Annotated in this window: 10 protein-coding genes and 2 riboswitches; all 10 genes read right to left on the bottom strand. The window is 49.5% G+C overall.

From position 1 onward, the window contains the following. Positions 1-29 precede the first annotated feature (29 nt). The 10 genes from Q0482_RS09630 to fusA all read right to left on the bottom strand — a co-directional run bounded on the left by Q0482_RS09630 (position 30) and on the right by fusA (position 15,238). Positions 30-2,906, bottom strand: coding sequence for a DNA methyltransferase (locus Q0482_RS09630; RefSeq protein WP_299145833.1), 2,877 nt, complete (start codon positions 2,904-2,906; stop codon positions 30-32). A 57-nt stretch (positions 2,907-2,963) separates the two neighbouring features. Continuing rightward, entirely contained in the window at positions 2,964-3,356 is a 393-nt protein-coding gene (locus tag Q0482_RS09625; protein WP_299145831.1) for an HI0074 family nucleotidyltransferase substrate-binding subunit, read from the bottom strand. Between the two features lie 34 nt (positions 3,357-3,390). Next, positions 3,391-4,152, bottom strand: a complete 762-nt coding sequence (locus tag Q0482_RS09620) for an HAD-IIB family hydrolase (protein ID WP_299145829.1) — start codon at positions 4,150-4,152, stop codon at positions 3,391-3,393. Between the two features lie 378 nt (positions 4,153-4,530). Then, positions 4,531-5,076 (bottom strand): glutathione peroxidase, encoded by a 546-nt coding sequence (locus tag Q0482_RS09615; RefSeq protein WP_299145827.1) that lies wholly within the window; start codon positions 5,074-5,076, stop codon positions 4,531-4,533. A 765-nt stretch (positions 5,077-5,841) separates the two neighbouring features. Beyond that, a riboswitch (cobalamin riboswitch) is annotated at positions 5,842-6,018 on the bottom strand. Between the two features lie 98 nt (positions 6,019-6,116). Continuing rightward, positions 6,117-6,289, bottom strand: a riboswitch (cobalamin riboswitch). 473 nt (positions 6,290-6,762) lie between these two features. Continuing rightward, the gene (locus Q0482_RS09610; protein ID WP_299145826.1) at positions 6,763-7,815 is read right to left on the bottom strand and encodes an asparaginase; all 1,053 of its coding nucleotides are present in this window, start codon (positions 7,813-7,815) and stop codon (positions 6,763-6,765) included. 148 nt (positions 7,816-7,963) lie between these two features. Continuing rightward, entirely contained in the window at positions 7,964-8,785 is an 822-nt protein-coding gene (locus Q0482_RS09605) for a hypothetical protein (protein WP_299145824.1), read from the bottom strand. Beyond that, a complete protein-coding gene (locus tag Q0482_RS09600; RefSeq protein ID WP_299145822.1) occupies positions 8,782-9,579 on the bottom strand; it encodes a hypothetical protein in 798 nt (265 codons plus the stop codon). Before Q0482_RS09600 ends, Q0482_RS09605 begins: the two co-directional genes overlap by 4 nt. Before the next feature lie 405 nt (positions 9,580-9,984). Next, entirely contained in the window at positions 9,985-11,403 is a 1,419-nt protein-coding gene (locus tag Q0482_RS09595; protein WP_299145811.1) for a radical SAM protein, read from the bottom strand. Positions 11,404-11,952: 549 nt separating this feature from the next. Further along, complete coding sequence (gene tuf / locus Q0482_RS09590) at positions 11,953-13,140, bottom strand: elongation factor Tu (protein ID WP_299145809.1); 1,188 nt, start codon at positions 13,138-13,140, stop codon at positions 11,953-11,955. Between the two features lie 19 nt (positions 13,141-13,159). Then, entirely contained in the window at positions 13,160-15,238 is a 2,079-nt protein-coding gene (gene fusA / locus Q0482_RS09585) for an elongation factor G (protein WP_299145807.1), read from the bottom strand. Positions 15,239-15,251 lie beyond the last annotated feature (13 nt).

Genomic DNA, 15,251 nt, shown 5'->3' with positions numbered 1-15,251 from the left:
AATGGTTTCTTTGTTCCCGTGACGGTACTTTACTTTTTCCCCTCTTCTGCTTCTGTCAGTTTCTGATACATTTTCATCAGCTCTGCCACGCATTCCGATTCTGTCATGGTGTGCCAGTTGAAGCCATAGGCTTCCATGACGGCCTTGTCGTTTTCCTGATGGGCCTTGCGAAGTTTCGGCGGCATGGTCAACGGGTCATAGAGGTCTGCCAGAGACGCGTCCGGATATAACTTACGGGCGTCCAAAATACCCTGGGCAGACTTTTCAATTCGGGCTTTCTGCTCTAGCGTAGGATTTGGCCATGGGAAATTGTTATAGACAACAGTATTAGAGTATCTGTAGTCACTCTTTAACCGCCCACACACTGTTCTTGTCCAAGCCATATGAACATTACTTTCAAGTATCCCAAAATGATATAAATTAGCATTAAGAATCATAAATAACTGGTCGCCAGCTATCACGTCAGGACACAAGTAATCCATAGGAATATATCTGCGATTTTCTGAAGACACCTTAGGCAGCGCGATATATGAGGTATTGCTTTGCTTGATTTCGTCAAACAACTGCGGGGTTTCCGCTTTTCGTCTTGTTGCTGCTTTTTTGCTCTGAAGACGATATTTTCTTACTTTTTCAATGCGCATTAAAACTTCCGGGCACTTTCTTAAAGCTGCGGGACTTGCGCCAGCAAGCCATAAGCAATATCTTGGTTTTCTATGAATAAAATCATAGCCCATCATAAAAGGCCGGATTAATGGTTCTGCCTGCGGTTCCTTTTTGAGTAGATTTTCTTTTTCTTCTGCTGTTAATATAAGATTTCCTCCTTCGGCGGGCTTTCCTCCATTGGTCATAAAAGGCACATCTGACGCTATAGGTTTATTACGGGCACTGATAAATACAGTTGGAGAATCTGTCAGATACGGACTGATATTCGCCACTCGCTTCATGCCATTGCCATCAAATATGATTTTATCTCTCAAGCTGAGAGTATCACTGAATCCCATAATCACACAATGAACCGCCGCATTATCAGATGCTTCACTGCTCCAGATGAACGTTCTCCAGGCAAAGTCAATGTGCGTGCCAAATCGTTCTACTATTGGTTTCCAGACAGCGGCAGCCTGCTCTCCCTGGGTAATGCTGTTCGTAGATACAAAAGCAGCTTTGATTGCTGTGTGAGTCATATATTGAGCTGCTTTGAAGTACCATCCGGCTACATAGTCTATTTTCCCTGCGGCTTTATATGTTTGTCCATTCTCATCTTTGTAAATAGAAAGGATGTCCTCTTTCTGCTTCCTGCTTTGCAGGCTGTACCCGCGGAAAGGCGGGTTCCCCATGACGTATGATATTTTTGACGCCGGAATCACATCATTCCAGTCCATGTGCAGCGCATTTCCTTCGTGGATATAGGCATTCGTTTTCAAAGGCAGGAAATTGATTTCCCGAACGATGATGTCTTCCGTTTCCTGCATCATCTGGGATTCTGCAATCCAGAGAGCCGTTTTTGCCACGGTGACGGCAAAATCATTGATTTCAATGCCGTAAAACTGTTTGATGGACACTTTGATGGGATTATACAGGTCAAGGAATCCCTGTCCGCCGGTGAGCTCCCGGATGACCCGGTTCTCCAGCCGGCGCAGGCAGATGAATGTTTCCGTCAAAAAATTTCCGGATCCGCAGGCAGGGTCCAGGAAAGTGAGAGAAGCCAGTTTATTCTGGAAATCCTCCAATTTCTTCCGGTATTCCCATTTCAGGGCTGTTTCTTTTCGTCTTGTGCTGAATTTTTCGGAATCAGGAATAGAAACCAGGGTATTGAATTCTTTCTTCAAGTCGTCCAGAAAGAGGGGGTCGATGACTTTGTGGATATTTTCGATGGAAGTGTAGTGCATGCCGCCGGAACGCCGGGTTTCCGGATTCAATGTGCTTTCAAAGACGGCTCCAAAGATGGTGGGACTGATGGCACTCCAGTCGAAGCCTTTGGACATATCTTCATAGATAATGTCATAGATTTCCTTATTGATAGGCGGGATTTCAATGGTATCATCATGAAACAGTCCGCCATTCACATAGGGGAAAGAAGAAAGCTTGCTGTCCAGAAACCTGGGGCGTTCTTCTATTTTGGTATCAAGAACGGCAAAGAGCTTTTCCAGCGCTTCCTTGGTATTTTCTATCTTCCATGTACCAAGGTAGTGGCGGAAAGCGTCCGGCGCGCCGAAAAGTCCTGAATCCTCCGCATACAGGCAGAACACAATGCGGACACAGAGGACATTCAGGTCGTGCATGTCTTTTTTCTTATCTTCCTCTGTATAATCAGCAGGCTGGTACTCCCGATAGACTTTGGCAAAGGCATCGTAAAGCTTACCTACCAGCTCTCCCGCCTTGACGGACACTTTTACTTCTTCCATGTCCGTAGGTTTGTAATTGGTATTCACAAGAAAATTCAGCTGGTCATAGTGGTCTGGCAGGTCACTTAATCGAAGCTTGATGGCCTTTCGGAAAGCTTCCGGCTCATTCATGTCGTAAATCCAGAATTCATGGAAATTACAGGCAACGATATATCTGGCCCTCCGGTCCACCGGCTGGGTCTGGTCGTATTCAAAGGCCTGCTCATAGGGTGTAAGCATCCTTCCGTGCCTTGGATATTTCTTATCCAGCGGTGCATCGGCATTCTTCTGCTCAATGATTACCCGCATGGACGGAATCCAGGCGTCTACGAAAAGAGAGTTTCCCTTTTCTTCATGTTTCACCGTATCCTCAAAAGAAATGACCTGTTCCGGATGTTCCACGCCATATACATCACGAAGCAGGGACAGCCAGAAAGGCGCTGTATTTCCATCTTCCTTGCAGTCTCTGGCCCATTCCGCAGCAAAAGCCTTTGCCGCCTTTTTCTGTTCAGCCGGTTTTATCATACCTTGGAATCCACCTTTATCCAATCAACAAAGCAGCAGGGCAGACGCCCCGCCTCTTTACATTTCATATCGTTTTTTTAGTTCTGTCATTAGCCCATGAAACATGGGAAGAAAAATATTCCGTGTATCAGCAATCAGGGTGTCCGCCACTTCCTGACGGAAAACATAAAGCTCAAGACTTCTATCTTTCAAGGCCTTCAGCCAGTTTGCTTCATCCTCAATCAAACCCGCTTCAGAGGCAATCTTTAATATCTGTCTGGGAGAAGCGGTTTCCGCCTCTTTCCATCCCTTCTGCGTGAGATACTCCTTCATGGCGCGCCATGCCTGTTCAAAGCACTGGGCGAAAAGGGAGCAGAGCCCTGCAGTGACCACTACATCATAGGGAGGACTTATGCGGTTGATTTCTTCCAGATTCTTTAGCGTTTTGCAGAAATTTTCAAATTTTACCATGTGAAACGGCCTCCTCGTTTCCGGTCATGGGACCTTAAATCCACCCGAAGTGGCGGCAGGCGTTGTAGATGCCGTCTTCGTCGGCCCTGTCGGTGATGTAGCTGGCCAGGGCCTTCAGCTCCGGCTTGGCGTTGCCCATGGCGATACGGAGCCATTCTTTGCGGAACATGGTGCGGTCGTTCATGCCGTCTCCGAAAACCACGATGTCCCTATCGGGGATGTGGAACCGCTTCTGCAGCTCCATAATGCCCCTTTCCTTATGTACCGATTCGATGAGCATGGTGTCGGCGCTGAACCACACATGGGGCAGGGTGTAGAGGGGGATGTCATCCTTTTCTTTCTTTTTGCAGGCTACAAAAATCTTGTGGATGGCAGAGACTTTTCGGAAATCGAAGGATGGATTCACTTCCGTTTCATAGTACCTGTCCTTCACTTTTTCCAGATAGAGGGGCGTCCGGGTAATGCGGTATTTCCTGTTGTAGGGAGCTGCCGCCCAGGGGTGCTTTTCTTCATCCATTTCCGAAAGGGTGCGGATGCAGGCGTCCAGGGGAAGGCCCTCGTCGTAGAGGATTTTCCCATCGATGGTAACCGCATTGCCGCCGTCGGAGACCAGGGCAGGAATGCCAAGGGTCTTTGCCACTTCCAGTGCATCCGCCTGCATGCGTCCGGTGGCAAGAGATACGAAGTGGCCCCGGCGGATGAGTTCTGTTACCGCTTCCCTGGTACTTTCCGGATAATCCGCCGTCAGCGGCGTGGTAAGTGTACCGTCGATATCAAAAAAGAAATATTTCTTCATCCTCTGCCTCCTCTTCCGGTTGATGCGTTCTTTTCTTATTATAGTACCATATGGGGCAGAGGGTTCAAAGGGTTCAGAAGGTTCATATGAAACGAGTCCGCCGTGAAGGGGCGCCGCTTCGCGGCAGGTTATGGCTTAAATGCCTTTCTTCGGCCTGCTCACCGATTCATAGCCCTTCCCGCCGGTCACAGTCATTTTCCGAGCGTCAGCAAAGAGCCTCGGTACATGGCGCCGTTGAGATGAAGGACAGTAAATACCGGTGGGCGAGAAGGTGGGCGTTGCCTTCCCCTCAAAAATCGTGACAGTGCTCTTCGGACATAAGTAAAAAGGGCAGTAAAGAAATGGTCATCATTCCTTCACTGCCCTTTTCAATGGTCATTACAGCAGTTTTTCGATTTCCGGAGCCATGGCTTCCGGTGTCTTGGTGGGTTCGAAGCGTGCTGCCACATTTCCTTCTCTATCGATGAGGAATTTAGTGAAGTTCCATTTAATGGAATCGTCGTCCAGGAAATGGGGATAGTTCTTTTTGATGAAGTCCAGAAGGACCTTTGCATTGGGATGGTCCATGTCCAGGCCCTGGAAGCCCTTTTCCTTTGTGAGGTACTTGAAGAGGGGCTGGGCATCATCGCCGCGTACATTGCCTTTACGGAACATGGGGAATGTGACGCCGTAGTTCAGGCGGCAGAATTCCTGGATTTCACCGTCGCTTCCGGGATCCTGCTCTGCAAACTGGTTGCAGGGGAAACCCAGCACTACGAAGCCTTTATCCTTGTAGGCATTGTACAGCTTTTCCAGTCCTTCAAACTGGGGCGTGAATCCGCACTTGCTGGCTGTATTCACGATGAGAAGGACTTTGCCTTTATAGTCGGACAGGGAAATTTCCTGGCCCTTTCCATTCACTGCTTTGAAATCATAAACGTTCATATGGTACCTCCATGAAATGAAATCATTTCCCTGCTGCCATGCAGCAGATATAACCAAAACGATAATTCTCTATCTGACGTTTCTATTATATCGAACTTCATCGAAATATGCAAGTAAAAAAAGAAGAAGCGGTCACTGGCCGCTTCAAAAGGGGTTGGAGCGCAAAGCTCCTATGAGAACCTGTATAATAACACCCTTTCGGAATGTTATTACCAAAAGAGAAAACGTGATGATAGTATTCCCTGCTGCCACCATCACGCAGGGAGAAAGCGGAAATCACTTTCCCGAATGACTGCCACCTGAAAGGGCAGTCATGTATGGAAACTTCCTTGCAGGAAGGGTTTGGAGAAAGAAGGCGATGATCATATTTCCCTTTTATGACCATCGCCAAAGGGAGATGAACCACAGGGGCAGCCCCTGTATCAGAGTGGTGCAGAGCACCCGATATATAGGAACTTCATAAAGAAGATTTGGTAACCAGGGGAGGGTGATGATCGTATTTCCCTTTTACTACCATCACCCCGGAAGGATGTGAACCATGGAGAAATCCATAGTCCAGGAAACTCACTCAAGTAAGTTTCCCTATATGTAAAGCCTCAGGAGGCGTCACACCACAGGTGGGAAGTGGGAGGCTGATGTTCCCTGTCATTATCTCCCTATCTTCCATGATATAAAATAAAATCCACCTTTTCCGAAGACAAGGTGGATTCAATGAACGCCAAAACAGGTTCTATGAGTACACACCTTCCCATCGCTCGTAGGTCAAACGGTATGACAAAAACAGGCAGTTCTCCTGACTCTGCTTCCTCGCTCCTCCAGCCTTCCCAATATCCTCAGTGACTTTTGTTGGATTCGCTCCGCATTACAGTGGCGGGACCGTGCCGGCATCTCACCGGTCTTCCCTATTAAGCCCTTACAGGCACCTGTTTCACTTATGAAATTATTCTCCTCAGTAACCGAATGTTCAAACCATGAAAAAAGCTCTTTACACAAGCGTAAAGAGACATCTAAGACATCCCCTTCCCATCGCTCGTGGGTTCAAACGGTGATATAAGGCAGGCAGTTCTCCTGACTCTGCTTCCTTGCTTATCCGTCTTCCCGATTTCTCAGTGACTTTCCTGGATTCGCTCCGCATTACAGTGGCGGGACCGTGCCGGTATTTCACCGGTCTTCCCTATTAAGCCCTTCGGGCACCTGTCTTTTCGTATTCGGTTGTCATTATAGTATCACCATTGATAGCGGATGTCAAATAGAATTTGTAATGGATTCGCGCCCTTTGGGCACCGCCTTCCCTATTGTCCCCCGCCTGCGGCGTGAGGGCTCAAAAGGTTCAAAGGGGAAGGTGGACGGCCCTTCGGGCCGAAGTTTAATGGGCCTAACGGCCCAAGGGTTCTCAGGTTTGACAGCGGCTTCGCCGCTGAGGGTTCAGGTATCGCCGCCACAGGCGGCGATGAGTATAAAAGCCGCCTGCCGGCGTTCACGCCGGCAGGGAGTATCATTCTCGACATGCACTGTCGTACACCCCCGTGCCACTTCGCGGCCCTCTCGCAAGGGCAATGTGGGAATCAGCACACTAAAGAGTACCGGGTAAGGCAACAGCGGACAGCAGCCCCAAGGTTTTACCAGCCCACCAGTACACTAGTACACTAGCACCCTAGCACACTAGTACACCAGCCCACTCCCCCACTAATACCTCTCAAACATCTCCCCGATTTCCCCAAAATCCTTTGTCCTTGTCAGGGCCAGCTGCAAAAGAATTCTTGCTTTCTGGGGGGAGAGGGAGCCGCCGTGGATGAAGCCTTCTTCATCGTAGGAGGGTTCGGCGGAAATGACGGAGCCGCTTCCGGCATGGGAGCTTCTCACCACCGGAATACCTTTTGCTACCGCCTCTGCCAGTGCCTTTTCGTCTTCTTTATGGACGCTGCCGTTTCCGGTGCCCGCATAGATGATACCTTCAGCGCCCATGGAAACAGCGGCTCTTACCATGGCGCCGTCGGCGCCGGCGTGGCCGTAGACAATGTAGACTTTAGGAAGGCCTTTCAGCCCCTTCACATCAAAGGGGGCCTTCCCTTTTGGCAGGCGCACCGGCAGGGCGCACCAGGAGGGAGTGCCATCATTCATATAACCCAGGGGGCCGTCGGGAGAGCGGAAGGTGTCAAGAGAAAGGGTATTTCCCTTTGTCACGTTTCTGGCAGCAAAGATAGTGTCATTCATCATGACAAGCACCCCTTTTCCCTTGGCGGAAGGATGCGCCGCCAGACGGGCAGCATTTAAAAGGTTCATGGGGCCGTCGGCGCTGAGGGCGGTAGCAGGACGCATAGCGCCGGTAAGTACCAGGGGGATGGAAGGATTTACGGTGAGCTGGAGGAACCAGGCAGTTTCTTCCATGGTGTCGGTGCCATGGATGACGACAAGCCCGTCCTTTTTACCTGCCAGTTCGTTCACCCTTTCTGCAAGAGTGAGCCAGATGGCATCGGTCATATCCTTGCTGTCAATACCGCATATTTCCTCTCCTGTCACATGGGCATAATCCTTCACCTCCGGCAGGGCGGAAAGAAGATCCTCCACTCTTAGGGCGCCGGCTTCATAGCCGGTGGTGGCGGTTTCAGAAGAGGCCTTTCCTGCAATGGTACCGCCGGTGGCCAGAAGATGGACCGATGGCTTTCTCTCCTCTGCCCTCACCGCCCCTGCAGACAGAAGAAGGAATAGAACCGCAAGGATAAAAATGGAAAAAATCATGGTCATGCCTCCTGTGGATGATTTTAATCGTAATGAATCGTTTGATTTATTATATCATTTTCCGGAAACCTGCAGCACAAAAAGGCCTTCCCCCAGCATGGAAGCACTGATTAATCACAGCGCTTCCTCCGGGAGAAGGTCTTTTACATCATTTCTTTATCTCTTTCTTCATGGGCTGATGGATAAGATCCAGACCTGCTCTTTCAACCATATCCCTTTCACTGTCCGGCGCTGCCAGGAAGAGGAAGCGGTAGCTGTCGTCCACTTTGGCTGCAAAACCGCGAATGAAAAGAGGCACCATCCAGCCGTCGGCAGAGAATACGGGCCGGATGGAAAAGCTGTAGGTTTTAGGGCTCCCCTTCAGTGTATGGAGCTGTTCCACATGCACCATATCCGCCGTAAGAAAATCATAGGGCAGTTTTTCTCCCGTGTCCCTTCTCACTTCATCCACTGCATGAAGAAATACTTCGTTCATGGTACTCTCCAGTTTCAGGAGCGCCACATTGAAGGCCAGCATCCGTGCCCCCGCCGCCGGACTGTGGCCCTTGGGGAGAAACATGCCGCCGAAAAAGTCATCGGACTCTTTTCCCTTGAAATCTGCGCCCACAGCCAGGGCGCCGGCGGTATATTTCTTTCCTTTTACCGTCATGGTACCCATGTGGCGGGCAAAGACAGAGTCTCCCCTGGCCAGGGGCTCATAGTAAACATTCTTCGGCAAAGCTGCATGGTTCAGGAAGATTTCGCCCATTTCAGACACCGGCACAGCCCCCGCCTTTTTGACGGAATCGGAAAGGGGCGATGATACGCTGCCGCCCAGCACTGGCCCTACTCCCGGGAACACCGGGGCAAGAGCGCTCATGTCTCCGGGGGTGCTATTTCCATCCGCATGAGAAAGGTCTGCAGCCCCTGCGCTGCCTCCCGCCATCATAAGAGAAAGGGTCAGGAGGACTGCCATTTTCTTGATTTTCATTTCTTTGCTTCCTTCAATGCTTTATCCAGAAGGGGCTGGAAATACCGGCCTGACGCCTGGTCCGCCGCAAATACGGTGTACACAGTCTTCCCTTCGCCTCTGGTAATAACCCCTTTCACATAGAGGGGAATCATGAAACCATTCTTATTGAGCACAAGACGGGCGTCTCCCGTGCGGTAGGAAAGTCCCTTGTCCGATTTTCTGTCTTCCCAGGAGGAATGGTCCTCTACCTGCACCGCTCCGCGAAGAAGGGAAAGGGCCTTATCCATGGAATCCTCTGCAGCCGGAACTTTTTCAGAAGCACCTGCCTTGGCAGCAGGAACCTTCCCGGAATTGTCCTTTGCAGTCTCAGCAGCTTTCGTTTTCTCCTTTTCCGAAAGTGCCGTATGGCCGTACATGGCCAGCTTTAACATATCGCTGTCAGAAACGGAAAGGGACACCATCATCCCCTGATAATAGGTATCGTCTGCCGCTGCTCTCACCTGGTACACCTTTCCGGTGCGGAGGATGGAAACAGCCATTTCGGAAAATTCTTTGGAATAATCCTTATCCTTCGGGAAAACAGCAGCCCCTTCCAGCGCCTTCTCCACCGTCTTGGCCGCATCCGGTTCCAGAAGCCAGTCATGGAGCTGGCTTCCAAAGAAGGAGCGCTCTCCGGGATACACGGAAACGGAGGATCCCATATCCATCACTTCCCCGCCGGACAAGGTCAGGGAATCTGCGGAAACCGCCATGCTTCCTGCCGTCACTGCCAGGGCGGTCATGGAAGCCGCCAGCCATTTTTTCATTTTCATATATCTTCACCTTTCTTTAATCAATGCATGGTTATTAAAAATATTATATCATTTTCCAGGTATATATGACTATGGAAATCAGCAGGCCGGCATGCCGACAGGATAACAGTGAGAACCGAAAAAGCATCTCGTTCCTTCTGTCCAAAGAATCAGAGACAGGAAATGGAATACTATCTTTTTTATCTATTCCGTACCGGAATCACCGGGTATTGCCTGCAGCACCGGCAGCTGCCCCTGCATTCATGTACAAGTCCGGCGTTTTTAAAAGGACAGGGCTCTACGGGTGGAATGCCCGTAATACCAAATGACTATTTACAAAATAAAAGAGGTGCCCCGCTTCGGAGCATCTCTTTTATTTTGACGTTACAGAATCATTAGGTTTCACCGGCCGGCAGCAGAAAATCATCAGGCACCTTTTGTCTGTTCTTCTTTATGGACATCCGGTCCAACGGGAACCACTTTGTTGTTTCTGATGGACATCCAGAGCTTCTCCGCCATAGGTGCCCACTGTTTAGCATAGGGCATGGTTTTCCTGCAGAGATCCTCAGCGCTTTCCGGCGCCAGCAGATCAGTAGATACAGCACCGCTCCGTTTAACCATTTCTGCCAGGGCCGGCGGATTTTCAAGCATGGGGCAAGGACGAAGATGATTCTTATTGAAAGGCTGCCCTTTGGCGTATTCCTTGAAGAGCGGCTGGGAGAGACATGTCAGAAGATCGTCTTTCTTGATATTGGCGCTGGAATAATGAATGAATACGCAGGGTTCCACATCGCCATTTGGATTGATATGGCAGTAGTTCCTGCCTCCGGCTATGCAGCCGCCGATGTACTGGCCATCGTTCTGAAAATCAATAGCCATAAAGGGCTTACCTGTTTCCAGCTCACGGATTTCGCGGACTCTGTGCACCATATAGGCTCTCTGTTCCCTGGTGGGAAGGAGTGACAGATCGGCACCCTTGCCCACGGGCATGTAATGGAAGTACCAGGTATACCATGCGCCCTTACTGATAAGCATATCAATGAAATCATCAGAAGTTACGGTTTCAATATTTCTTCTGGTGTAGCAGATGGATGTACCGTAGACAATGCCGTATTTATGGAGCAGGTCCATGGCATGCATAACTTTGTCAAAATGGCCCTTGCCGCGGCGGCTGTCGTTTACTTCCCTCCACCCTTCGATGGAAATGGAGAAGGACAGGTTTCCTGCCTCACATACCTTTTTGCAGAAATCATCATCTATCAGTGTGCCATTTGTAAAGGCATGGAATTCACAGTCCGGATGCTCGCGGCACAGGCGGAGGATATCGTCCTTTCTTACCAGCGGTTCCCCACCGGTCATCATATAGAAATGAATGCCCAGCTTTTTGCCCTGGGTAACAATCTTGTTCATAATATCGTAGGACAGGTTGAGTGTGTGCCCGTATTCGGCAGCCCAGCAGCCTATACAGTGGCAGTTGCAGGCACTGGTGGGATCAAAAAGGATAATCCAGGGAATGTTGATGCCGTATTTCCTTCTGCATTCCCACCGTTTTTTATTTCCATAAAAGGCGGCTTCAAACCCCAGATCCATGACGGCGGTCTTGATGATGTGGGGATTCAGTGTATCAAGAGCGCGATTCAGGTATTTCCACCATTTATGGTTGTATTGCAGAAGCAGGCGGACTTTATCAAAGGTCTCTTTTTCAAACATGTCCCCATAACCTTTTTGAATCATATAGGACAGCTTGATGAGGGATTTTCTCCGCTCTTCCGGATCCTTGATGGCAATGACATGATCGACGATAGCGCTGACAGCTTTTTTCTGAACCGCATGTGTAAGTTCCATAACAATTACCTTCCTTTCTACGATTTTGAAACATGAGGAAGTGCTGCGTAATATACTTTCTCAGGTCTCCTCTGCTGTACTACGATCATTTATCCCGGGTCTTTCTATTTGATGAAAGAGATTTCCGAGGTGGATGGAATGAAAATCCACAGGTTTCATGATTTCCATGAATTCATTGCTCATTCATCTCTCTACTGTTATTATAGTTCTTCTCATTCAGCAATGTAACCGTAATACGTTTTTAATCTTTTGTGCAATTATTTTGGATTTCTCTCTGAAATTCGGGCTGTATCTATCTTCTTTTTCTCAATTAATCTGAAAAAAGTCGGTCTCTATTCTCAAAATCCAAATTTTCTGCTCTTTTGCCATGCATAAATCGCCGTTCAATAATGCTTTTAAGTTATATGATGTCTGCAGTTCTATTAATAGAAATTTATAATACCCCATAATAAAAAATAGCACTCACTGCAAAAGAGTGCTGATAAATACTATTTTCACCGTAAAAAAAAGAACCCCCATGAAGGGAGTTCTTTTTAAATTGGCGAAAGATTATTTTGCAATCTTAGCTACAACGCCTGCGCCAACGGTACGGCCGCCTTCGCGGATAGCGAAACGCTGGCCTTCTTCCATAGCGATCGGGGTGATGAGCTTAACTGTCATTTCGACATTATCGCCAGGCATGCACATTTCGGTGCCTTCCGGCAGGGTGATGTCGCCGGTTACGTCGGTGGTTCTGAAGAAGAACTGCGGACGATAGCCGTTGAAGAACGGGGTATGACGGCCGCCTTCATCTTTGGTCAGTACGTATACCTGGGCGGTGAATTCGGTGTGCGGATGAACGGTGCCCGGTTTAGCAAGAACCTGGCCGCGAACGATGTCCTTACGGTCGATGCCGCGGAGCAGGGTGCCGATGTTGTCGCCAGCCATAGCCTGGTCCAGAGTCTTTCTGAACATTTCTACGCCGGTTACAACGGTTTCGGTCGGTTTATCCTGGAGGCCGACGATTTCAGCTGCGTCGCCCACTTTAACGGTGCCGCGTTCTACTCTGCCGGTAGCAACGGTGCCGCGGCCGGTGATGGTGAATACGTCTTCCACAGGCATCAGGAACGGTTTATCGGTATCGCGCTGAGGAGTCGGGATGTATTCGTCAACAGCCTTCATGAGGTCGCGAATCTTCTGTTCATCTTCCTTGTTGCCGTTGAGAGCGCCGAGAGCGGAGCCAACGATAATCGGCACATCATCGCCCGGATAGTCGTAGGAGGAGAGGAGGTCTCTGATTTCCATTTCTACGAGGTCGATGAGTTCCGGATCGTCTACCTGGTCAGCTTTGTTCAGGAATACAACGATAGCAGGAACGCCTACCTGTTTAGCCAGGAGGATGTGTTCACGGGTCTGGGGCATCGGGCCGTCAGCTGCGGATACTACGAGGATAGCGCCGTCCATCTGAGCTGCGCCGGTGATCATGTTCTTTACATAGTCAGCGTGCCCTGGGCAGTCAACGTGTGCATAGTGACGGTTTTCGGTTTCATATTCAACGGTGGAGGTGTTGATTGTGATACCACGAGCTCTTTCTTCCGGTGCTTTATCGATGGAAGCATAGTCGAGGAAGTTTGCTTTGCCTTCTTCAGCCAGTACTTTGGTGATAGCAGCGGTCAGGGTTGTTTTGCCGTGATCGACGTGGCCGATGGTGCCGATGTTAACATGCGGCTTTGTTCTTTCGTAATGAGCTTTTGCCATTTTGGTTTCTCCTTAAAAATTATTTGTTTCCGAGTCTTTCTTCCGTAATCTTCTGGGAAATAGCCTTCGGAACTTCTTCGTAATGATCGAATGTCATGGTGAAGGTACCACGGCCCTGGGTGGAGCTGCGGAGAGCGGTTGCATAACCGAACATTTCAGACAGCGGAACGAAGCCTTTGATTCTGGATTCGCCGTTTTCTGTTTCCATACCTTCGATACGTCCACGGCGGGAGTTGAGGCCGCCGATAACGTCGCCCATGTAGTCTTCCGGAACATCGACTTCTACGCTCATGTATGGTTCGAGGAGGACAGGATCCGCTTTCTTGGCACCGTCTTTGAATGCCATGGAACCTGCAACTTTGAAGGCCATTTCAGAGGAGTCGACATCATGGTAAGAACCATCATATACGGTAACTTTGATATCAACCATCGGATATCCTGCTACAACGCCGTCCTGCATAGCAGCTTCGACGCCGGCCTGAATCGGGTTGATGAATTCCTTAGGAATTACGCCGCCAACGACTTCATTTGCGAATTCAAAGCCCTTGCCTGCTTCCATCGGTTCAAGACGGAGCCAGCAGTGACCGTACTGACCATGACCACCGGTCTGACGAATGAATTTACCTTCGGATTCAACAGATTTGCGGATGGTTTCACGATAAGCAACCTGAGGTTTGCCTACGGTGCAGTCAACATTGAATTCACGACGCATACGGTCGACGATGATGTCCAGATGGAGTTCGCCCATACCGGAAATAATGGTCTGGTTGGTTTCGGGATCGGTGTGTACTCTGAAGGTCGGATCTTCTTCTGCCAGTCTCTGAAGGGCATTGCCCATCTTTTCCTGGTCAGCTTTGGTCTTCGGTTCAACAGCAACGGAAATAACGGGATCCGGGAATTCCATCTTTTCGAGGATGATCGGGTTGTCCGGGTCGCAGAGTGTATCGCCGGTGGTAACATCCTTGAAGCCTACTGCAGCGGCAATGTCGCCGGTGTAAGCGATATCGATTTCCTTACGGTGGTTAGCATGCATCAGAAGGATACGGCCAACACGTTCTTTTTTGTCCTTTGTGGAGTTGAGAACGTAGGTGCCCTGGTGCATTTCACCGGAATATACGCGGAAGTATGCCAGTTTGCCAACGAATGGATCTGCCATGATCTTGAATGCCAGGGCTGCCAGCGGAGCGCTGTCGGATACCGGGCGTTCTTCTTCTTCGCCGTCAAGGGATGTGCCCTTTACCGGAGGAATATCCAGCGGGGACGGGAGGTAATCAATGACAGCATCCAGAAGCATCTGGATACCTTTGTTTTTATATGCGGAGCCGCAGAATACGGGGAAGAGCTTGCATGCCAGTACCTGTTTACGGATGGACGCTTTGATTTCATCGATGGAAATTTCTTCGCCTTCCAGGTACTTTTCAGCCAGTTCATCGTCGCCGTCGCAGGCAGCTTCGATAATCTTTTCACGGTATTCTTCTACCATGTCTTTCATATCATCGGAAACAGGTTCCTTATGATATTCTTTGCCGTCGTCGCTGTCGTAGATTTCAGCTTCTCTGGTCAGCAGGTCGATGATGCCTTTGAAGGTATCCTGAGCGCCGATCGGGAGCTGCATAGCAACAGCCTTGGCATGAAGACGGGTGTCGATGGTCTTGACTGCATGCAGGAAATCTGCACCTACTGTATCCATCTTGTTGATGAATGCAATACGGGGAACATGGTAATGATCTGCCTGTCTCCAAACGGTTTCAGACTGGGTCTGAACGCCGTCTTTTGCACTGAATACAGCTACGGAACCGTCGAGTACGCGCAGGGAACGTTCAACTTCTACAGTGAAGTCTACGTGCCCTGGGGTATCGATGATGTTGACACGATAGCCTTTCCAGTGGCAGGTGGTAGCAGCAGATGTAATGGTAATACCGCGTTCCTGTTCCTGAGCCATCCAGTCCATGGTAGCTGCGCCATCATGAACTTCGCCGATCTTATGGTTTACACCGGTATAATACAGGATTCGTTCCGTGGTTGTTGTCTTACCTGCATCAATGTGTGCCATGATGCCGATGTTTCTTGTTTTTTCAAGCGGAAATTCTCTGCCCACGATTGTTTCTCCT

This window comes from uncultured Dialister sp. (assembly GCF_937959425.1).
Taxonomy (GTDB): domain Bacteria; phylum Bacillota; class Negativicutes; order Veillonellales; family Dialisteraceae; genus Dialister.
Note: the sequence above shows the minus strand (reverse complement) of the source record. Positions and strands in the feature narration are given on the sequence as shown.